The organism is Rhodocaloribacter sp. (assembly GCF_056451265.1).
This window is the reverse complement of sequence record NZ_JBWOPL010000049.1, coordinates 13369-33624: the sequence shown is the minus strand read 5'-3', so window position 1 is coordinate 33624 and position 20256 is coordinate 13369. Positions and strand designations below refer to the sequence as shown.

The window sequence follows — 20256 nt, the reverse complement described above, 5'->3', positions numbered from 1 at the left end:
ACGTCCGCGTGGCCCGTGTGCTTTTCTCCTTCACGCTTGCCCGTCGGTTCGTTTGCGCGCCTTCTTTGAAGTCGCCGCCTCGGGCTCCTTTTCCTTCGGCGGCTCTCCCAGAATGTCTCGGATCTCTTCGTACTCGATGACCTCTTTCTCGATCAGCACGGCGGCCATTTTGTCGAGCAGGTCGCGTTTGGACTTCAGCAGGGCTTTCGTCTCCGCATAGCACGTCCGGATGATGCCGAGGATCTCCTCGTCGATCATCTCTTCGACGCGCTCGGAGCGCCGTTCGGTCTGCCCCGTCTGCCCGAGGAAGCCCGGCCCCGATTGTTGCACGAGCGAGAGGTTGGGCAGCTTTTCACTCATCCCGTAAATCACCACCATGCTTTTCGCGAGTTGCGTCACCCGTTCGAGGTCGTTCGAGGCCCCCGTGGATACTTCCTCGAAAACGATCTCCTCGGCGGCGCGCCCCCCGAGCAAGCCCTTGATCTTGCCCAGAAGTTCGCTTCGGCTCATCAGGTAGCGGTCTTCGAGCGGCATCTGAAGCGTATAACCGAGCGCCCCGATCCCCCGCGGCACGATGGACACCTTCTGCACGACGTCCGCGCCCGGCGTGAAATAGCCGACGATGGCATGGCCCGACTCATGGTAGGCCACGATCCGCCGCTCCTTCTCGTTGATGATGCGGTTCTTCTTCTCCAGTCCGGCCACACTCCGCTCGATGGCCTCCTCGAACTCGCGCATCGAGATGCGGTCCTTGCCCTTGCGCGCCGCCAGGAGCGCCGCCTCGTTGCACACGTTGGCGATGTTCGCCCCCACGAACCCCGGCGTCTGGGCGGCCAGCCGCTTCAGATCCACCGTATCGTCGAGTTTGAGGTTGCGCGTGTGCACGCGGAAAATGGCCTCACGCCCCTTCATGTCGGGCCGGTCGACGAGCACCTGGCGGTCGAAGCGCCCGGGACGCAGGAGCGCCGGATCGAGCACCTCGGGACGGTTCGTCGCGCCCATGAGGATGACGCCCTCGGTCCCCTCGAAGCCGTCCATCTCTTCGAGGAGCTGATTGAGCGTGTTCTCGCGCTCGTCGTTCCCCCCGATGACGCTCACCTGCGCCCGGCTCTTCCCGATGGCGTCGATCTCGTCGATAAAGATGATGCACGGCGCTTTCTCCTTCGCCTGCCGGAAGAGGTCGCGCACGCGGGCCGCCCCCACCCCCACGAACATCTCGACGAAGTCGGAGCCGGAGAGCGAGAAAAACGGCACTTCCGCTTCGCCCGCAACGGCTCGGGCCAGGAGCGTCTTGCCCGTCCCCGGCGGCCCGACGAGCAAGACGCCCTTGGGCAGCTTTGCCCCCAGACGCGTGTATTTCTGCGGGTTTTTGAGGAACGAGACGATCTCCCGCACTTCCTCCACGGCTTCGTCCACCCCCGCCACGTCCTTGAACGTGACGCGATTCCGGGGAGACTCGGCCACGATCTTCGCATTCGCCTTCCCCACACTCAGAATGTTGTTCTGCCCCATGCTCATCCGGCGAAATATGAACACCCAGATCGCCCCCAGAAGGAGAAAGGGAAGGATCCAGTTCAAAAAGAAATTACGGAAGAAGTTATTTTCTATATGACCACTATAATCCACACCGGCGGCATCCAGATAGGCCAGCAGGGAGTCGTCCTGCACGTCCGGAAGGCGCGTCACGGTGAACTGAAGCGCCGCCTGCCGTTCGATCTCTTCGAGCCGCAACCGCCACGGCGCATTCGGCCCGAAACTCAGATCCGAGCCGGCTTTCGTCGTATCCGCTCCCGTGGTGTCTTTGAACGTCCCGACGATGCGATCCGGGAGAATCACGACTTTTTCGACGGCGCCTTCCTGAAGTTTATCGCGAAATGCCTTATAGGAAATCTCATGATTTGTGGATGGCCCCGAGAATAAAAAAACCTCCATCGCCAACAAGCCCAACATCACGATCACGTAATACCATATCGAGAATTTTGCAGGCTTTTCCATGGTGTCCTATCTAATGATTGTTCTTCGTCGCCCCGTAGCGAGCGTCGCCGTTTACCGGTAGGCTTCAAGCCTCAAGTCGACGTCGATCTTCTTTCCGTCCCGGAGCAGGGTCAGGCGCACGATGTCGCCGGGGTTGCGGCGTTCGAGCGCGAGGAGGAGGTCGTTGGGCGAGCGGATGGGTTCACCGTCCACGCCCACGATCAGGTCGCCGAGGCGGATGTAGCCGCGCCGGTCGCGGGTCGTCGGGCGGATGCCGGCGCGTTCGGCGGAGCTTCCGGGCTGCACGTCGATCACGAGCGCGCCCATCTCGATGCCGAGCCGCCGCATGAGCTGCTCGGGCGCAACCTCCACGCCCAGGTTCGGACGCCGCAAGTGGCCGTGCGTGATCAGTTCGGGCACGACCCAGTTTACCACGTCGACGGGGATGGCGAAGCCGATGCCCGCGTACGCTCCGGAGGGGCTGTAGATGGCCGTGTTCACCCCGATGAGCCGCCCGGAGGAGTCGAGCAAAGGGCCGCCCGAGTTGCCGGGGTTGATGGCCGCGTCGGTCTGGATCACCCCTCGAATGGGGATCTTCGCCACCGACTCGATCTCCCGCCCGAGCGCGCTGATGACGCCCGTCGTGAGCGTCTGGTCGAGCCCGAAGGGGTTGCCGATGGCATAGACGGACTGCCCGACGCGAAGGTCTCCGGACGTCCCGACGGGGATCGGGTGCAGCCGCTCGGCCGGCGCTTCGATGCGGAGCACGGCGAGGTCCTTTTCCGCCGCCACCCCCACCAGACCCGCCTCCCACGTGGTGCCGTCGGCCAGCGTCACCAGCGCCCGGTCCGCCCCCTCGATGACGTGGAAATTGGTGATGACGTGTCCCCCCTCATCCCAGACGAACCCGGTGCCCGTCCCCCGGGGGATCTCCGTCACGTTGCGCGTGAAGAAGTCGCGCTGCACGTTGAGCGAGGTGATGTACGTCACCGACGGAGAAGCATGCTCGAACAGGGCGATGGTGGCCTTCTCCTCCGGCGTCAGATCCGCGCGCGGCGCGACCGGTCGAGGCCGAGCCGCTTCCCGAACCGACACGCGCTGCGCCTCGGCCGTGCGCCATGCCGTCGCACCGGCAAACCCGATCCCCGCCACCAGCAAAGCCATGACGATGACGGGAAGCCACTTTTTTCGTTTGTCAGACATGACGCCGCCCTCTTTCTGGTTGTAAGACACCCGCTTGCTCCAATATAGGCATCTCCCTTCCGTTCCTTATCATGAAATTCCAAATCCTGTAAACAGCGCGTGCGCGGCGTCGTATCCGGGACCCGTTGCATGCCTGTTCATCCCCCGAACGGGCGCGACGAGCACGGCCGACCCCGGCGTTCCGGTCGTCCCGTCACGGATTCCGCCGCTCCAACGTTGCGTCAAGTTCTTTCCGTTTCCCTTGTTCCTCCCTCCTCCGTCTTTCCATGAAAATTATCCGGGGCTCCACTTTGTTATGCAATTAATATATCAGTGGCATATCTTGAACTGTCTTTCGTCCCACCTTTCCCGGAAAAGGCATCATGGCGGCACCCTGGGCGGGGGTTTTCCCCGCGGTCACGACCAAGTTCAAAGAAGATTTCAGCCTTGACTACGAGGCCATGGAGCGGCATTTCGGCGGGCAGATCGCCGCCGGGGTGCACGGGCTGATCGTAGGCGGTTCGCTCGGGGAAAGCAGCACGCTCACCTCCGGGGAGAAGCGCGACGTGCTTCGCCTGGCCCTTCGGGTGAGCGCCGGGCGCGTGCCGGTGCTCTGCGGCATCGCCGAGCGCACCACTGCCGACGCCGTCCGCTTCGCCGAGCGCGCCGCCGCCGACGGAGCGGACGGCTTCATGCTCCTCCCGCCGATGCTCTACCGCTCCGACCGGCGCGAGACGCTCGCCTACCTTCGCACCGTCGCCGCCGCCACGGACCGCCCCGTCATGATTTACAACAACCCCGTCGCCTACGGCGTGGACGTGACGCCGGAGATGTTCGAAGAACTGGCCGACGAGCCGAAGTTCGTCGCGATCAAAGAGTCCTCGGACGACGTGCGGCGGGTGACGGACATCCTCAACCGCGTCGGCGACCGGTACCGGATTTTCTGCGGCGTGGACGACCTCGCGCTCGAGGCGATGCTCCTCGGCGCCGTCGGCTGGGTGGCGGGGCTCGTGTGCGCCTTCCCCCACGAAACGGTGGCGATCTACCGACTGGCGCGGGCGGGCCGCCTCGAAGAAGCGCGCGCGCTCTATCGCTGGTTCATGCCGCTGCTCCACCTCGACGTCTCGACGAAGCTCGTGCAAAACATCAAGCTTGCCGAGGCGATGACGGGCCTCGGCACGGAGCGCGTCCGCCCGCCGCGCCTGCCGCTCGTCGGCGAGGAGCGCGCCCGGGTCACGTCCATCATCGAAGACCGCCTCTCGAAACGTCCCCCGCTCCCGGTGCTCGAAGCCGTTTGAGCGCCCGGCCGCCACAGACTCGCATGAACCGCACATGACCCGCGACGCGCCCACCCTCGCCCACCGCGCATACGACCTCGTCGAGGCGATGATCGTCACGCTGAAGCTGCCCCCCGGCCGGGTGTTCTCCGAAGCCGATCTGAGCGCCCACATCGGCATCGGGCGCACGCCGCTCCGTGAAGCGCTTCAGCGGCTCGCCGCCGAGGGGCTCGTGGCGGCCCTGCCCCGGCGCGGCATGATGGTGACGGAGATCAACCTTCTCGACTTCCTCGCCCTCCTCGAGACGCGGCGCGTGCTCGACCGCCTCGTCATCGCCCGCGCCGCGCGCCGCGCCGCCCCGGAGCACCGACGGGCGCTCGCCGCGTGCGCCTACGCCATGCGCGACGCCGCCGCCCGCGACGACCTCGACGCCTTCATGCGCGCCGACCGAACCTGCGACGAGCGCTTTGCCGAAGCCGCCCGCAACCCGTTCGCCACCCGCGCCGCCGCGCCGCTCCACGCGCATTGCCGCCGCTTCTGGTATCAGTACCGACATGAAGGCGACCTCATCCGCTCCGCCGCCGCCCACACCCGCCTCATCGAGGCCGTCGTCGAAGGCAACGAGAACGCCGCCGTGGCCGCCTCCGACGCGCTCCTCGACTACCTCGAACACTTCACGCACAACGTGCTCGAACTCTCGCGCGCGTGAACCCGAGAACCGCATGACGCTCCACGGAAAAAACCTGATCGCCGGCGCACTTTCGGACGAGGGCGCTCCCTCGATCCGCGCCGTGAACCCGGTCACCGGCGAGGCGCTCGCCCCCGCCTTTCACGAAGCCGCGCCGGAGGAGATCGACCGGGCGTTGCGGGCGGCGGAGGAGGCCTTTCGCGCCGACCGGATGCGCCCGGCGGAAGCATGGGCCGAACTGCTCGAACGCATCGCCGAAGAGATCGAGGCGCTCGGCGAGACGCTCGTCGCACGGGTGAAGGCCGAGACGGGGCTGCCGGAAGGGCGCATCCGGGGCGAACGGGGGCGGACGACGCATCAGCTTCGGCTCTTCGCCGACGTCGTGCGCGAAGGCTCGTGGGTGAACGCCCGCATCGACCGCGCCCGCCCCGACCGGAAGCCCGTGCCGAAGCCCGACCTCCGGCGGATGCTCATCCCGCTCGGACCCGTGGCCGTCTTCGGCGCGAGCAACTTTCCGCTCGCCTTCTCCGTTGCCGGCGGCGACACGGCCTCGGCGCTTGCGGCGGGATGCCCGGTGGTCTGCAAGGCGCATCCGGCGCACCCCGGCACGTCGGAACTCGTGGGCCGCGCCCTTGCGAAGGCCGTCGCAGCGCTCGGCTTTCACCCCGGCACGTTCTCGCTCGTGCACGGCGCGAAGCCCGCCACCGGCCTGGCCCTCGTGCGCCACCCGCTCACGCGCGCCGTCGGTTTCACGGGGTCGCTGCGCGCCGGACGCGCCCTCTTCGACGCCGCCGCCGCCCGCCCCGAGCCCATCCCGGTGTATGCCGAGATGGGCAGCGTCAACCCCGTCTTCATGCTTCCCTCCGCGCTCGAGGCGCGGACGGACGAGCTCGTGCGCGGCCTCCTCCAGTCCGTGACGCTTGGCGCCGGACAGTTTTGCACAAACCCCGGCCTCGTCTTCGCCCCGTCGGGTCCGGCGCTCGAACGCTTCATCGCCGGCATCGAAGCGGAAGTCGCCCGCGCCTCGGGTGGGACGATGCTCCACGCGGGCATCCGATCGGCCTATGAAGAAGGCCTGGCGCGATGGCATGCGACCGGAGGCGTCCGGCCCGTGGCCGTGAGCGACGCGGTCTCCGAAACCGCCACGCCGGCCCGGCCCGCCGTCTTCGCCACCGACGCCGCCACCTTCGAGGCGAACCCGCACCTCCACGAAGAGGTCTTCGGCCCCGCGACGATGGTCGTCCGGTGCGACGACGACGCGGCGCTCGAACGCGTCGGCCGCGCCCTCCCCGGCGTCCTCACCGCCACGCTCCACGGCGACGACGACGACCTCCGCCGCCATGCCGGACTCGTGCGCCTCCTCGAAAACAAGGCCGGACGCCTTATCTTCAACGGTTTCCCGACCGGCGTCGAGGTGTGCCCGTCGATGAACCACGGCGGCCCGTACCCGGCTACCACCGACGTCCGTTCCACCTCCGTGGGCACGGCGGCCATCTTCCGCTTCGCCCGCCCCGTGTGTTTTCAGGACTTCCCGCCGTCGGCGCTCCCCCCCGAACTCCGCGACGAGAACCCGCGCGGCATCCGGCGGCTCGTCGACGGCGCCTTCACCCGCGCCCCCCTGTCCTGATCCACGTTCCGCGCAACCTGCACGCCCCCACGCTCATGCCGAGAAAAACCTTCTTCTGTATCGACGCGCACACGTGTGGAAACCCGGTGCGGGTGGTCACGGGCGGGGGGCCGCCGCTCGAAGGCGACTCGATGCGCGAACGACGCCTCCATTTCCTCGCGGAATACGACTGGGTCCGCACGGGGCTGATGTTTGAGCCGCGCGGCCACGACCAGATGTCCGGCGCGATCCTCTATCCTCCCACCCGCGACGACTGCGACGCGGCGATCCTCTTCATCGAGACGAGCGGCTGCCTGCCCATGTGCGGGCACGGGACCATCGGCACGGTGACGGTGATGATCGAGCACGGCCTCGTGACGCCGCGTGCGCCGGGCGTCGTCCGCCTCGAAACGCCTGCGGGCCGCGTCGACGCGCATGTTCACGTCGAGAACGGGCGCGTCCGCTCGGTGCGCCTCGTCAACGTGCCGTCGTTCCTCGCGGCGGAAGGGCTGGCCGTCGAAAGCCCGGACCTCGGCCCGCTCACCGTGGACGTGGCCTATGGCGGTAATTTTTACGCCATCGTCGATGCGCAGCCGAACTTCCGCGACCTGGCCGACCACACCGCCGCCGACCTCATCCGCTGGAGCCTCACGCTCCGACGCCTTCTCAACGAGCGATACACGTTCGTCCACCCCGAGGACCCGGCCATCCGGGGACTGAGCCACATCCTGTGGACGGGCGCGCCCACCCGCCCCGGGGCGCACGCCCGAAACGCCGTCTTTTACGGCGACAAGGCCATCGACCGTTCCCCGTGCGGCACGGGCACCTCGGCGCGCATGGCGCAATGGGCGGCGCAAGGGAAGCTCGACGCCGGAGACCCGTTCGTGCACGAGAGCATCATCGGCAGCCTCTTTCGCGGACGCGTGGAGGACCGGACCACCGTCGGCGACCGGGCGGCCATCGTCCCGAGCGTCGAAGGCTGGGCGAAGGTGACGGGCTTCAATACGATTTTCATCGACGACGACGACCCGTACGCGCACGGCTTTCAGGTCGTCTGACGGGCCCCCCGATGCGATCCCGGTCGGCCCGCGCTCGGGATTCGAAGGGCCTATGGTTTGAAAAAAGGGTCCTTCCCCGATACGGAACACGCAACGGCCGCTCCGGTCGGTGAACGGCGCGGATCGAACGAACCGGGGCGACCCGGAAGGAGCATGCACATGACGGACAGAGCGGACGTGCTGGTCATCGGAGGCGGCGTGGTGGGGTTGTGCGCGGCGTATTTCCTCCGGCGGGCGGGGCGGGACGTGACGGTGCTCACGCGCGACCCGGTGGGCACGGGCGCATCGGCGGGGAACGCGGGGATGATCGTGCCGAGCCACCTCGTCCCGCTCGCCGCACCCGGCGTCGTCGCGCAGGGGTTGCGTTGGCTGGCGCATCCGGAAAGCCCTTTTTACATCAAACCCCGGGCCGACGCCGCGCTTGCGCGATGGCTCCTCGTCTTCCGGCGGCATTGCACCGAGGCGCACGTCGCCCGCGCCGCCCCCCTCCTCCGCGACCTCAGCCTCGCCTCCGCCGAGCTTTTCGGCGAGATGCAGAACGATCTCGGCGACTTCGGTTTCGCGCAGACCGGCCTTCTGATGCTCTATCACACGGAGAAGGGGCGGAAAGACAACCTGCGGGCCGCCGCCCTTGCGGAGGACGCCGGGCTTGCCGTCGACCGCCTCGACGCCGCGTCGGTGCGCGCGCTCGAGCCGGGGCTCCGTACGCCCGTCGAGGGCGCGGTGCGCTACCGGCAGGACGGGCGCGTGGACCCGGACCGCCTTCTCCACCGGCTCGCCGTGGCGCTTGCCGCACGGGGCGTCCCCCTCCACGAAGGCGTCGCCGTGACAGGCTTCGAACGGCGCGGGGAGCGGCTCACCGGCGCGCACACGACGGCGGGCTTCGTCGAGGCGGAGAGCGTCGTGATTGCCGCCGGCGCCTGGAGCGGACGGCTGGCGAAGGCCGCGGGCGCACGCCTCCCCGTGCAGCCGGCGAAAGGGTACAGCCTCACCCTCCCCGCCCCGGACGACGGCCCGCGCCTGCCCATGATCCTCACCGAAGAGAAGACGACCGTCACGCCGATGCCGGGCCGGATCCGCTTCGCCGGGACGCTCGCCCTCGCCGGCTTCGACCCCTCCGTGGACGCCCGCCGCGTCGCCCCGATCCGACGACTCGCCCGCCGATACGCCCCGGATACTTCGGAAGACAACCTCGAACGCGCCGGCGTGTGGTCGGGCTTCCGCCCCTGTTCTCCCGACGGGCTGCCCTTCCTCGGACGGAGTCCCCGCCACGACAACCTGTTCTTCGCCACGGGCCACGGCATGATGGGCGTCACGCTCGCGCCCGTCACGGGACGGCTGCTCGCCGAGCTCCTCTCCGGCGGCGTCCCTTCCCTCCCCCTTGCGCCGCTGGCTCCGGAAAGGTTCGGATGAGGGGCTTTCTGCCGATAGCCGTCCTGTGCGACCGGCGGTCGGCCCCCCTTCGCCCTCCCCATTCGCGCCTCCGAATCGCCTTGCCCGGAACGGAGGCTATCCGTACTTTATGTTCCCTTTCCGGAAGTTCGCCCACTCGTTCCTTTCGATCCCGAATGTCCATGTTCTTTCCCTCCTCCCGGTCGGCCCCGGCGGCCCTGTTCTTCGTCTTCGCAGCGGCGCTCGCGTGCACGCCGCTCCGCGTTCATGCTCAGACGGACGACCTCCCGACGGTCACGCGGACGTACGCGCTCATGAACGCGCGCATCGTGCAGGCCCCGGGCCGCGTCATCGAGCGCGGGACGGTCGTCCTCCGCAACGGCCTCATCGTGGCCGTCGGCACGGACGTGGACATCCCTTTTGACGCCGAGCGCATCGCCGCCGACTCGATGGTCGTCTATGCCGGCTTCATCGACGGCCTTTCGCACGCGGGCATCCCCAAGCCCAGAGAGGACGCGAACCGCAAGCGCCCCGACGACCCCGGCAACCCGCCCGACGACTACGCGGGCATCCAGCCTCAGCGCGACGCCCGCACGATGCTCGCGCCCGGCGACAAGTCGGTCAAGGACCTGCGTGCGGCGGGCTTCGGGGCGGCGCACACCGTCCCGCACGGGCGCATGCTCCCCGGCTCCGGCGCCGTCGTCCTCCTCTCCGGCAACGACCCCGGCGCGATGGTGCTTCGGGGCGACGCCTCCCTCTTTGCGCAGTTTGAAGGCGCGCCCGGCGTCTATCCCGCCACGCCGATGGGCCAGATGGCGAAGATGCGCCAGCTCTATCGCGAAGCCGAGCGCCGCCGCATGATCGAGCGGATGTACGAGGAGAACCCGACGGGGCTTGAACGCCCGCCCCACGACGCCGTGCACGAGGCCTTCTTCCCCGTCCTCGAAGGCCGGAAGCCCGTCTTCTTCTTCGTCGAGAGCGCCCTCGAAGGCTACCGCGCCCTCCGCCTCCAAAAGGACCTCGGCTTCCCGCTCGCGCTCGGCGGTCTCGAACAGAGCTTCGACCTCATCGACGCGCTCAAGGAAGCGCGCGCGCCGCTCTTCTTCACGCTCGACCTGCCCAAAGCGCCGAAGGATGAGGCGAAGGCCAGAGAGGACTCCGTCGAGGCTGAGATGGCGGCGCAGTACGACCCGTCCATCCGCACGGCTACGTACCGCGACCTCGAAGCCGAACGCCGCAACCTCGAAGCCCGCCGGCGCATGAGCCGCGAGAAATACCTCAAGAACGCCGCCCTGCTCCACGAAGCCGGCCTCCGCTTCGGGTTCTCGACGATGGACGTGAAACCCGCCGACATCCACAAAAACCTGCGGGTGATGATCGAGCACGGCCTGCCCGAAGACGCCGCCCTCGCCGCGCTCACCACCGACGGAGCCGATCTGCTCGGTCTCTCGGCCATGCTCGGCTCCGTGGATGAGGGCAAGATCGCCAACCTCGTCGTGACCACCGCCCCGTATTTCGAGGAGAACGCGAAGATCAAATACGTCTTCGTCGACGGGGTCAAGTACGAATACGAGGTCAAGGAGAAGAAGCCGAAAGCCGGAGGCGAGGCGGCCAACCCCGCTGGGGTGTGGGAGTATGTCATCTCCACGCCGATGGGCGAGTTCGACGGCACGCTCACGCTCGAAGGCGCGCCGGACGACCTCAAGGGCACGCTCACGAGCAGTCAAAACCCCGGTGTGACGGAGCTTCAGAACCTGACCTTCGACGGCAACGAGCTTTCGTTCACGTTCGAGATCCCCGACGGCCCCGGCACGCTCACCTTCACCGTCGTCATCGCCGGCGATGAGATGGAAGGCTCGGTCAACGTGCCGGGCATGGGCGACGCCCCCGTCACCGGCACGCGCGCATCCGGCCCCGACCGGTCCTGACCCGTTTCCAAACCTTTCCCGCTCTCCCGCGCCTCCGGGCGGCCTCAACCGACGCCATCTCATGAAAAAGCAAGCTTTCCTTCCGTTTCTGTTCGCGCTCGCCTTCACGCTCACGGCGGCGGCGCAGCCCAGGGTGGGCGACGTCCTGATCAAGAACGGCACCGTGCTCACCGTCACGAACGGCACGCTCGAACACACCGACGTGCTCGTGCGCGACGGCAAAATCGCCCGCATCGGCCAGGGGCTGCGCGCGCCCGACGGCGTGGAGGTCGTCGACGCGACGGGGATGTACGTCATGCCCGGCATCATCGACGCGCATTCGCACATTGCGCTCAGCGCCGTCAACGAGGCGACGAACCCCGTCACCGCCGAGGTGACCATGGAGGATGTGACGAATCCGTACCATATCGGCATCTACCGCGCGCTCGCCGGCGGCGTGACCACCTCGCACACGATGCACGGCTCGGCGAACGTCATCGGCGGGCAGAACGAGACGATCAAGCACCGGTGGGGCTTCACGAACCCGGACGACCTTCGCTTCGAGGGCGCGCCGCGCACGATCAAGTTCGCCCTCGGCGAGAACCCGACACGCGTCCACGGCAAGCGTGGCGCGGGGGGCGGCGGCAAGGCCAAAATGCCCGCCACGCGCATGGGCGTCGAGGCCGTGCTCCGCAAAGCCTTCGCCGACGGCCGGCGGTACATGGAGGCGTGGGAGCGGTACACCGCCGAGAAGCAGCGCAATCCTCGCGCCGTGCCGCCGCCCTACGACCTCCGCCTCGAAACCATCGCCGACATCCTCCGGGGCGACGTGCTCGTCCATTGCCACAGCTACCGCGCCGACGAGATCCTCATGCTCATGCGCGTGCTCAAAGACTTCGGCGTCGACAAGGTCACGTTCCAGCACGCAAACGAAGCCTTCAAGGTGGCCCCTGAGCTGGCGGCCTTCGGCGCGTACGCCTCGGTCTTCTCCGACTGGTGGTCGTACAAGTTCGAGGTCTACTATTCGACCGCCTACAACGCCGCCATCCTCACCCGGAACGGCGTCGTCACGTCGGTCAACTCGGACTCGGGCGAACTCGACCGGCACCTCTATCACGAGGCCGCCAAAAGCCAGCGCTACGGCGGGCTCACGGACGACGAGGCCCTCGCGCTCATCACCATCAACCCGGCGCTTCAACTCGGCATTGCCGACCGCGTGGGCTCCATCGAGGTGGGCAAAGACGCCGACCTTGCCGTCTTCGACGGGCACCCGCTCTCGGTCTATGCCGTGCCCCGGATGACTTTCGTCGACGGCGTGCGGTACTTCGACCGGCAGCGCGACCCGGATGACGTGCGCCTTGCCGTCGATCCCGAAGCCTCCCTCGACGACGGCGCATCGGTCGCCAACGACGAGCATCGGCATCTCCACGCGCTCGAAGCCGTCGGCGACTGGCTCTTTCACCTGAAATGACTCCGGCGCGCGCCCTCCTTTCCAGACCTTCGCTCTCTGCAATCGACGACAGACCCATGAACCTCCTCCTCACGCTCGCCTTCGCCCTCTTCTTTCAGATGCAACCGCAAACCGGAGACGGGGAAGTGCCGAAGGGTTACCAGGGCACGTTCGCCATCACGAACGCGCGTATCGAGACCGTCACGAACGGCGTCATCGAGAACGGAACGCTCGTCATCCGCGGCGACCGCATCGAGGCCGTCGGCGCGGACGTGGCGATCCCGCCGGGCGCCGAGGTGATCGACGGCGCGGGCATGACCGTCTATCCCGGCATGATCGACTCCGGCACGCAACTCGGGCTGGCCGAGATCGGCGCGGTGCAAGAGACGAACGACTTCCGCGAGGTGGGCGACCTCAACCCCGAGCTGGAGGCGCTCTCCGCCGTCAACCCCAACTCCGTGCTCATCCCCGTCACCCGCGTGAGCGGCGTCACGACGGTCGTCACCGAGCCCGCGGGCGGGCTCTTTCCCGGCGTGGCCGCCCTGATCAACCTCGTCGGCTATACGCCCGAGCAGATGCACGCGGGCGGCGTGCGCATGATGGTGCTCCAGTTCCCCGCCTCGGGCCGTCGCGGTTTTTTCGACCGGCGCTCGGACGAGGACCTCAAGAAAGCCGCCGAGAAGGCGCTCAAGAAGCTGAACGACGTGTGGGACCGCGCCGTGCTCTATGCCCGGATCGACTCCGCGTATCACGCCGCGCCGGACCCCGACCACAAGCCGGAATACATCCCGGAGATGCACGCGCTCCTGCCCGTCGTGCGCGGTGAGATGCCGCTCATGATCAAGGTCCAGCGCGAGAAGGACATCCTCGCGGCCATCGACTGGGTGAAGGAGCGGGGACTGACGAACGTGGTCTTCAGCGGCGTCGCCGAGGGCTGGCGTGTGGCGGACAAGCTCGCCGAGGCGGGCATCCCGTGCCTCGTCGGGCCGGTGCTCTCGACGCCCACGCGCGCGTACGATCGGTACGACAAGGCCTATGCCAACGCGGGGTTGATGCAGCAGGCGGGCGTAAAGGTGGCCCTCCGCTCGGGCGAGTCGGAGAACGTGCGCAACCTGCCCTTCCATGCAGGCTTCGCCGCCGCCTACGGCATGGGCCGCGAGGAGGCCCTCCGCGCCGTCACCATCGTACCGGCCGAGATCTTCGGCATCGCCGACGACTACGGCTCGCTCGAACCGGGCAAGAAAGCCAACCTCCTCATCGCCGACGGCGACCCGTTCGAGACGGAAACGCAGATCCGGCAGGTCTTCATCGACGGCTTCAAGATCCCCATGACGAACCGGCAAATCGAACTCTACAAAGAGTTCCTCCACCGCGACGAAGGCCGCCTGACACCCGTCAAGGTGGTCCCGCCGAGCAACTGACCGGCGCCCCTCACGTCTCCTCGTCCACGTAGGCGACGTGGCGGAAGTCATGCTCAGCTTACCATCAGAACTCCGCTCTGGTTGACAATACGGTTTTTTTCGAGAAGGACTTCAAGTTGTTCTTGCACCTTCTCTCGCATGTCGGTAGTGGTGCGCTGGAATCCGAGCAAGGTGCACGTTGCAGCAAGCGCTTCTTCAGCCGTAATGCCATGGGAATGTCGAACCACGCGTTCTATGGCGGCTTGTATCTCAACAGGTGCGATAAACTTGAGCTTTCGGCTTCTGCTTTTCATTGTTCTTCGATCCCTGACTGGTACGTTCGTCTGCTCAGGCGCAAAAAGGAACGCCCCTTCTCGGCGTATCCAATTTTGTATCTCGGCCCATTCGACAGCTTCCTCCAGATGATCTCGAATTCGATTACCCAGTCTCGAAATGCCATAGGCATCCAAGATGCGGCGCGCCGCTTCCTCAAAGTGAACGGGGCTTTCAATCTCAACCACCTCTCTAAGTAGATCAGCGAGATCTAAAACAGGTTCTTCGTGCAGCCCCTCAATGGGGCACACTTTTGAAGGAAGATCCGCCGGCTTGTAAGGCACGCTTAGCTCTTGCTCGACGTCAAAAGCATCCTCCAGCTCTTCCCGCTCGATACCGGTAGGCGTCTCCTCGGCACGAGTAATGATTTCGACCTCCGGACGTTCCGGTTGATCCACGGGAACGTGAACTCTTGCCGCCTCGATGGACTCAATGACCTTGCCCAGTTCACGTTCCGGATTGCGGAACCAGTCCGTGCTCCAGATGCGATGAAACCGCCAACCGAGTCCCTCCAGCACGGCCTGTCGTATTCGATCGCGGTCGCGTGCGGACCGAGCGCTGTGATAGCTTGCGCCATCACATTCAATGCCAAGCAAATAACGTCCAGGTGCGTCCGGGTCGACCACGGCCAAGTCAATATAATAACCGGCAGATCCTACCTGATGATGCACCGTGTATCCGTGCTTTCGGATCGCATCTGCCACGGCCTCTTCGAAGACGGAATCGGCGCCTCGCCCCGTAAATTCGGGCATTTCTAATTCCCCGGTTTCGGCGTAGTGCAAATAGCGCTTCAGAGCAACAACGCCCCGCGCATTCGTGCGCCCAAGATCAATATCATCCGCTCGAATATTGCTAAACACCTCACACCGCCTTCGAGCACGCGTGATGAGCACGTTCAGCCGTCGTTCTCCGCCATCTCGGTTGAGAGGGCCAAAATTCATGGTTAGCTTTCCGTTGGCATCTCGACCATAACCGACACTGATGTAGATCACATCCCGCTCATCACCCTGTACATTCTCCAGGTTTTTGACGAAAAAAGGTTCCTCCGGATGTCCGTTAAAGAATGATTCACAAGAAGGATCTTTTCGCCGAAGCAATTCAAGTTGATTCAGGACGGCTTCGGCCTGCGCCTGACTGAAAGCGGCCACCCCCAGGGTCCACTGGGGGTTCTCCCGCGCATGTTGCATGACGGTCTCAGCCACCGCTCGCGCTTCCCCCTTATTGGCCCTTGAACCGCCTCGATCATAATACGTGTCCGGCAGATAATGAAAACGCAAACCTAAAGATGCGCGCTCTTTGTCAGGACTTGGAAAGGCGATCAACCGGCTGTCATAGAATTCCCGGTTCGACACCGCAATGAGAGAATCATGACGACTACGATAATGCCATCGGAGCATTCGCTCGGGAGCGTTTTTTGAAGCGAAGAGCGCGAGTACGCTTTCTACGTCGCCGGGCCGCATCGTAACCTCATCCTCTTCATCTTCATCCTCCTCAGCAACCATACTTTCAAAAAAACTGGTGGGCGGGAGCTGCTTACTATCACCGACTACCACGGCTTGCTTGGCCCGCAAAATGGCGCCGAACGCATCAACGGGCTTCACCTGACTTGCTTCATCGAAAATGACCATTTCGAAAGAAATGCTTCCAGGGGGCAGATACATGGCAATGGACATCGGGCTCATCATAAATACAGGCTTTATTGCCTGGATGGCATTGCCGGCTTTTTCTATGAGCCGTCGTATCGGAAGATGTCCTCGCCTTCTCTGCATCTCGTGCCGCAAGAGGCTCATTTGTCCAAAGGCACTATTCCTTGGGAGTTGCCTCCAGTGTTTAAGAGCCAGACGGACTCGATTGACCTGGAAAGTTTCCGCATCCAGGCGGCAAAAGGTTTCCGCGGTAGAGTTGTGACCGGCGCCGTCGAAACGAGCCAATGCGGGACGCTCTCGCATAGCTCGAACGACAAGCTGGTTGTACCAGTTAAAACGAAAAGCATCCGTGAGGCGGCTCGAAGCATGAGACCAATTTTCTGCAACGGGTAGGAAAAAAGCCATTTCCTCCTCTTGCATGGTCCGGGACTTATGACGATAAGAAACCATATCATGCAAGCGGTCCGTATTGCTGATTACAGCCTCATAAAGGGCCACTTGCGCATCAAAACTCTGCCCTGAGAGGGGCTTCCCATCTTCGAAACGCACCTCCGTATTCAGTTTGAGACGATTGGCAATCTCAGCAGCAACCGGTTCGTGTGCCCTGAGTGCTTGCTCTACTTCGGTAACTTCCGGCTCTAGCTTTTCCAGATCCGGTCCACCCACCAAGAAATCAATTAAACCACGCGGTAACTCTCCATGCTCGATGTCTTGATGGAGTTTTTCTACCCACCGGGTGATTTGAGATAGTACCGCCCAATCAGAATCCACTCCTTGCCATTGCGTGCCAAACAGAAAGCCTCCGACCTCATCATGTGCCTGAATGGCTTTAGACAAACGCTGAGCTTCCATAACAGCTTCCACAATGGCTAGCCGCGCGTCATATTCTTTGGGCAAGGGTTGAGCGCAATACCCTGCAAGCTCGCTTTTGGCACGGCGAAAGTCGCCTATGAGAAAACGCCACCATTTTTTTCCATGAGCTGCCAAGTGTTGACGAATGGCAAGCACATCCTGAGTCCAGACCTCCGGAATAAGCTGCGCATCATACTTCAGGTGTATCTGACGATATTTCTCACCATCACGGAGTAAAGCTTCAACTTGCCTGCGTCGGGCCGCCCATTCTGCCGGGCGCAGGTTCACGTCCTGAAACTCTGGCGCTTCCAGTGCACGACGCGCCGCGCGGCATAACACGCCGGCCTCGACAGGCCCCAGAGGTTCAGGCAGAAGAAGATCCGATGCTAATGCTTTCGCGACTGATTGCAGATGCCTCGTGGCAGCCTTTGCTCGTTCGGCCGAATCAATGATAGCAGGTTTTTCGGTAGGAAGAAACCGAGCAAGCTGAACGCCCCAGAAGGGATGTTCTTTAGGAAGCCCCATCTGGGCAACAAGAGCCTGCACCTGTTCCACAAGGGCGCGACGCCTGGAAAACTGAGCGCTCGTCCAGAATTGCATCTCCTCGCATTCAAGCAGAGGAAACCGAATGTTCTCCTGTTCTTGCAGACGTTGCAGACGCACCAGATGTCCAAATGCCTGTTGGGGCGTAACGCCGCTCTCGCCGACAGGAGTATTGATAGCCGTGCTATACGCATTCAATCGGTCCCGCGCATCAATCAGGGTTTCATATTTATCTTCAAAATTTACATGGTTTGGCCTCCCTAATCGAAGCGTTCTTGCGATCTCTTCCAGAACCGCCTTCTTTTTGGTTTTATGACTGTGCAGCTCGAGACAAGCATCACCGATACCAATGGCGTCCAGACGTCGTTTCACCACCTCAAGAGCCGCCATCTTCTCAGATACAAACAATACCTTGCGACCCTGAGCAAGAGCCTCCGCAATAAGATTGGTAATGGTTTGCGACTTACCTGTGCCCGGAGGCCCCTGAATTACGAGATTGTTTCCTTTTACAGCATCGAGGATCGCCAGCGTTTGTGTGCTGTCGGCATCCATCACCTGATACACCTGCTTCGGATCCAGGTGATCATCCAAATGAGCCGTTTCTTCGAGGCGCCCCTCTGCTTGTGGAAACCCCTCACCAAACAAGCTTTCAAATACAGGATGATCTTCAGGTGACACACTTTTCGGCCATCGCTTCACGTCGAGATCATTATACATAAGGAATTTGCCAAAAGAGAAAAATCCAAGTTCTATAGCCTTTCGATCCACCATCCATCGCCGCATATGCTCTATGGATTTGCAGATATCATCGAAGTAAGCATCAATTTCAAATTGATCATACGTTGTCTCTACTATTGGTAAATCGATACCGAATTCGGTCTTTAATTTTGCCTGTAATGACAGATTCCCACCGATATCTTCTTCCGTGAAGGAAAGTTTGAATCGCGTTTGAGCACTGCTGCGGTATAACTCTACGGGTATCAATACGAGAGGCGCCCTCCGTTTCTTCTCAGTTGACTCGGACTCGTACCACTCGAGCATACCAAGCGCCAAAAAAAGCACATTGACCCCTCTCTCCTCCATATGGGTTCGAGCCGTATAGAAGGTGTTAAGCAACCGTTTTTGAAGCTTTGCCGAGGAGTGTGAGGTTTGCAACTTGCTGTCAACGTGACGGGCCGCAACACCATTTCCCGAATCATCTTCAGGCTGTTCAAACAGTTCATCGCCTTCATCCGCCTCTCCATCGGGAGCCGGAAGAAAAGACATTGCCTTACCCTCAAGCACCAGTATGCGGAAGATTTCTTTCGGAATTTCATCCACAACCTCTATCCCCTTGGCTTTGAGACGACGGAAATTTACCAATGGATTTCGAAGACTGAAATCCAATAATTCTTTTCGGGCCTCATGCAATTTTTCAGTAACACTCATTTACTTCACCCTGACGATGTTATGGCAACGTAACCTCAGATTATTGAGCATGGAAAGCGGATCAGGGATCCGCCTGTCCGATCATATCAATATCGCATTTCAATTTCAAACAGCACGGTCAGATGAACTGGTTCGATCAATTTTGCTATTCGCAGTTCTTAGGCCTCAATTACTCGGAGACATCTAAGGTCAAGATACCTTGCTTTTAAATCAAGCTTGAACGTCTCTTTTGAGGGTGCGAACTGAAGAAGGTTTGGTGGGCGCCTGACGCCCCTCACGTCTCCTCGTCCACGTAGGCGACGTGGCGGAAGTAGCCCTGCTCCTCGAACGAAGCGCCGAGCGCGCCGATGCTGATGCCGAGCGCGGCCACGAAGCCGGCGAAGCTGAAGTAGTGGGCCGAATTGACGTCGCCGTGGAGCGAGGTCGCCCATTCTCCGATGAGGTCGGGGGTAAAGAGCGTCTGTCCGAGCGCCACGGTGGTGAGGAAGAGCAGCACGTACGTGGTGAACATCCCGAGCACCACGGCGAAGATGACGGAGAGCGCCGTGACTGCCTGCTGTTCGGTCAGCCGCCGGGCGTGCCGGTGGAGGATCAGGTTTTGTTTGTGGATCAGATAATAGCTCGTCCCGGCGAGGGCCAGCGCCGAGAGCACCGCCACGTGCGCCGCCGACTGGCGCATGCCGAGGTCCCACGCCTCCGCCGAGATCATGAGGGCGATGAGCGTGGAGGCCGCCGCAGTGGTAAGTTTGCTGAATTGAAACGGGAAGCGCCACGGACGCACCTGAAGGACGGCGCTGAAGATCTCCTCCCGTCGATCGGTGAGGGCATGCAGATAGAAGCGAAACGCCCCGCGCGGGACGCCGTGCTCCTCTTCGAGCCGGAGGTCCGCCGCTTCGGTGAGAGCTTCTTCGAGCACCTTCCGCGTTTCCTCCGAGAACCGGGTCATGCGGTCGAGATCGGTCACGGCCCGGAAATCGTACATGTAATCCTCGGGGTGCTCGCTGTGGGGCGCGTCGTTGAGGTGGCCGAAGAGATGAAGCGCCAGCGCCCCGATGCGTTGCGCGAGCAAGGCGATGCGCTCGTCGCGGGGCAGGTCCCCCTCGGTCATGTCGGGGTCGAGGCGCGCCGTCGAGAGCGCGGCGCAGTCGATGGACTGGGCCGGAGCGGCAAGCGCGTACGGCCGGAAATAGCTTTGAAGGTCCGCCGCCGTGACGACGAAGACGAAGTCCCACCGGTTCGCGTCGCGCTCGATCACCCCGGCGTCGAGCAGTTCCACCGGCTCGATGCGCCGCGCCTGCCCGAGTTCGGTGCGGCGCACGACCGGCATCCGCCACTCGAACGCCGGGAACGCCTCCTCCAGACGCCGGAGCACGTCCGTTCGCGCCAGCCGGATCGCCGCACGGTCCACCTCGTCGAAGATACCGGCCAGCACCCATCCGACGACGAGGGCGGGGACGTGCGTTTCCGGCCGGGACTGTTCCATATCCGTTGCTCAGGCGTGCTTGAATGGCGAAGGACTC

Annotated in this window: 12 protein-coding genes; 8 read left to right on the top strand and 4 right to left on the bottom strand. The window is 63.6% G+C overall.

Translation table 11 applies throughout. The features are described from left to right. Positions 1-30: 30 nt before the first annotated feature. Both ftsH and AC1HIY_RS08445 read right to left on the bottom strand, forming a co-directional pair. Positions 31-1995, bottom strand: coding sequence for an ATP-dependent zinc metalloprotease FtsH (gene ftsH / locus AC1HIY_RS08450; RefSeq protein WP_479576286.1), 1965 nt, complete (start codon positions 1993-1995; stop codon positions 31-33). A 51-nt stretch (positions 1996-2046) separates the two neighbouring features. After that, positions 2047-3177: a S1C family serine protease gene (locus AC1HIY_RS08445; protein ID WP_479576285.1), complete on the bottom strand. Its 1131-nt coding sequence runs from the start codon at positions 3175-3177 to the stop codon at positions 2047-2049. A 362-nt stretch (positions 3178-3539) separates the two neighbouring features. Here AC1HIY_RS08445 and AC1HIY_RS08440 point away from each other — a divergent pair, with 362 nt between their 5' ends. From AC1HIY_RS08440 to AC1HIY_RS08405, 8 genes are all read left to right on the top strand, one after another. Then, positions 3540-4454, top strand: coding sequence for a dihydrodipicolinate synthase family protein (locus AC1HIY_RS08440; RefSeq protein WP_479576284.1), 915 nt, complete (start codon positions 3540-3542; stop codon positions 4452-4454). Positions 4455-4488: 34 nt separating this feature from the next. Further along, complete coding sequence (locus AC1HIY_RS08435) at positions 4489-5142, top strand: GntR family transcriptional regulator (RefSeq protein ID WP_479576283.1); 654 nt, start codon at positions 4489-4491, stop codon at positions 5140-5142. Positions 5143-5155: 13 nt separating this feature from the next. After that, on the top strand, positions 5156-6748 hold the full coding sequence (locus AC1HIY_RS08430; RefSeq protein ID WP_479576282.1) for an aldehyde dehydrogenase (NADP(+)): 1593 nt from the start codon (positions 5156-5158) through the stop codon (positions 6746-6748). Between the two features lie 35 nt (positions 6749-6783). Continuing rightward, a complete protein-coding gene (locus AC1HIY_RS08425) occupies positions 6784-7785 on the top strand; it encodes a 4-hydroxyproline epimerase (RefSeq protein WP_479576281.1) in 1002 nt (333 codons plus the stop codon). 159 nt (positions 7786-7944) lie between these two features. Next, on the top strand, positions 7945-9198 hold the full coding sequence (locus AC1HIY_RS08420) for an NAD(P)/FAD-dependent oxidoreductase (protein ID WP_479576280.1): 1254 nt from the start codon (positions 7945-7947) through the stop codon (positions 9196-9198). A gap of 161 nt (positions 9199-9359) precedes the next feature. Next, positions 9360-11105 (top strand): amidohydrolase family protein, encoded by a 1746-nt coding sequence (locus AC1HIY_RS08415; protein WP_479576279.1) that lies wholly within the window; start codon positions 9360-9362, stop codon positions 11103-11105. A gap of 61 nt (positions 11106-11166) precedes the next feature. Next, on the top strand, positions 11167-12555 hold the full coding sequence (locus AC1HIY_RS08410) for an amidohydrolase (RefSeq protein ID WP_479576278.1): 1389 nt from the start codon (positions 11167-11169) through the stop codon (positions 12553-12555). A 56-nt stretch (positions 12556-12611) separates the two neighbouring features. Then, positions 12612-13955 (top strand): amidohydrolase family protein, encoded by a 1344-nt coding sequence (locus AC1HIY_RS08405; protein WP_479576277.1) that lies wholly within the window; start codon positions 12612-12614, stop codon positions 13953-13955. A gap of 53 nt (positions 13956-14008) precedes the next feature. On the opposite strand, the gene AC1HIY_RS08400 is transcribed toward AC1HIY_RS08405, so the two are convergent. After that, positions 14009-18736 (bottom strand): DUF3320 domain-containing protein, encoded by a 4728-nt coding sequence (locus tag AC1HIY_RS08400; RefSeq protein WP_479576276.1) that lies wholly within the window; start codon positions 18734-18736, stop codon positions 14009-14011. A gap of 274 nt (positions 18737-19010) precedes the next feature. Then, positions 19011-20219 carry a hypothetical protein gene (locus AC1HIY_RS08395; RefSeq protein ID WP_479576275.1) on the bottom strand — a complete coding sequence of 403 codons (1209 nt, stop codon included), beginning with the start codon at positions 20217-20219 and terminating at the stop codon, positions 19011-19013. Positions 20220-20256 lie beyond the last annotated feature (37 nt).

Excerpts from the sequence above, each read along its gene's own strand:
- AC1HIY_RS08415 (WP_479576279.1), top strand. The coding sequence starts at position 9,360 with ATGTTCTTTCCCTCCTCCCGGTCGGCCCCGGCGGCCCTGTTCTTCGTC.
- AC1HIY_RS08405 (WP_479576277.1), top strand. The coding sequence starts at position 12,612 with ATGAACCTCCTCCTCACGCTCGCCTTCGCCCTCTTCTTTCAGATGCAA.
- AC1HIY_RS08435 (WP_479576283.1), top strand. The coding sequence starts at position 4,489 with ATGACCCGCGACGCGCCCACCCTCGCCCACCGCGCATACGACCTCGTC.
- AC1HIY_RS08440 (WP_479576284.1), top strand. The coding sequence starts at position 3,540 with ATGGCGGCACCCTGGGCGGGGGTTTTCCCCGCGGTCACGACCAAGTTC.
- AC1HIY_RS08430 (WP_479576282.1), top strand. The coding sequence starts at position 5,156 with ATGACGCTCCACGGAAAAAACCTGATCGCCGGCGCACTTTCGGACGAG.
- ftsH (WP_479576286.1), bottom strand. The coding sequence starts at position 1,995 with ATGGAAAAGCCTGCAAAATTCTCGATATGGTATTACGTGATCGTGATG.
- AC1HIY_RS08425 (WP_479576281.1), top strand. The coding sequence starts at position 6,784 with ATGCCGAGAAAAACCTTCTTCTGTATCGACGCGCACACGTGTGGAAAC.
- AC1HIY_RS08420 (WP_479576280.1), top strand. The coding sequence starts at position 7,945 with ATGACGGACAGAGCGGACGTGCTGGTCATCGGAGGCGGCGTGGTGGGG.
- AC1HIY_RS08445 (WP_479576285.1), bottom strand. The coding sequence starts at position 3,177 with ATGTCTGACAAACGAAAAAAGTGGCTTCCCGTCATCGTCATGGCTTTG.
- AC1HIY_RS08410 (WP_479576278.1), top strand. The coding sequence starts at position 11,167 with ATGAAAAAGCAAGCTTTCCTTCCGTTTCTGTTCGCGCTCGCCTTCACG.
- AC1HIY_RS08400 (WP_479576276.1), bottom strand. The coding sequence starts at position 18,736 with ATGAGTGTTACTGAAAAATTGCATGAGGCCCGAAAAGAATTATTGGAT.
- AC1HIY_RS08395 (WP_479576275.1), bottom strand. The coding sequence starts at position 20,219 with ATGGAACAGTCCCGGCCGGAAACGCACGTCCCCGCCCTCGTCGTCGGA.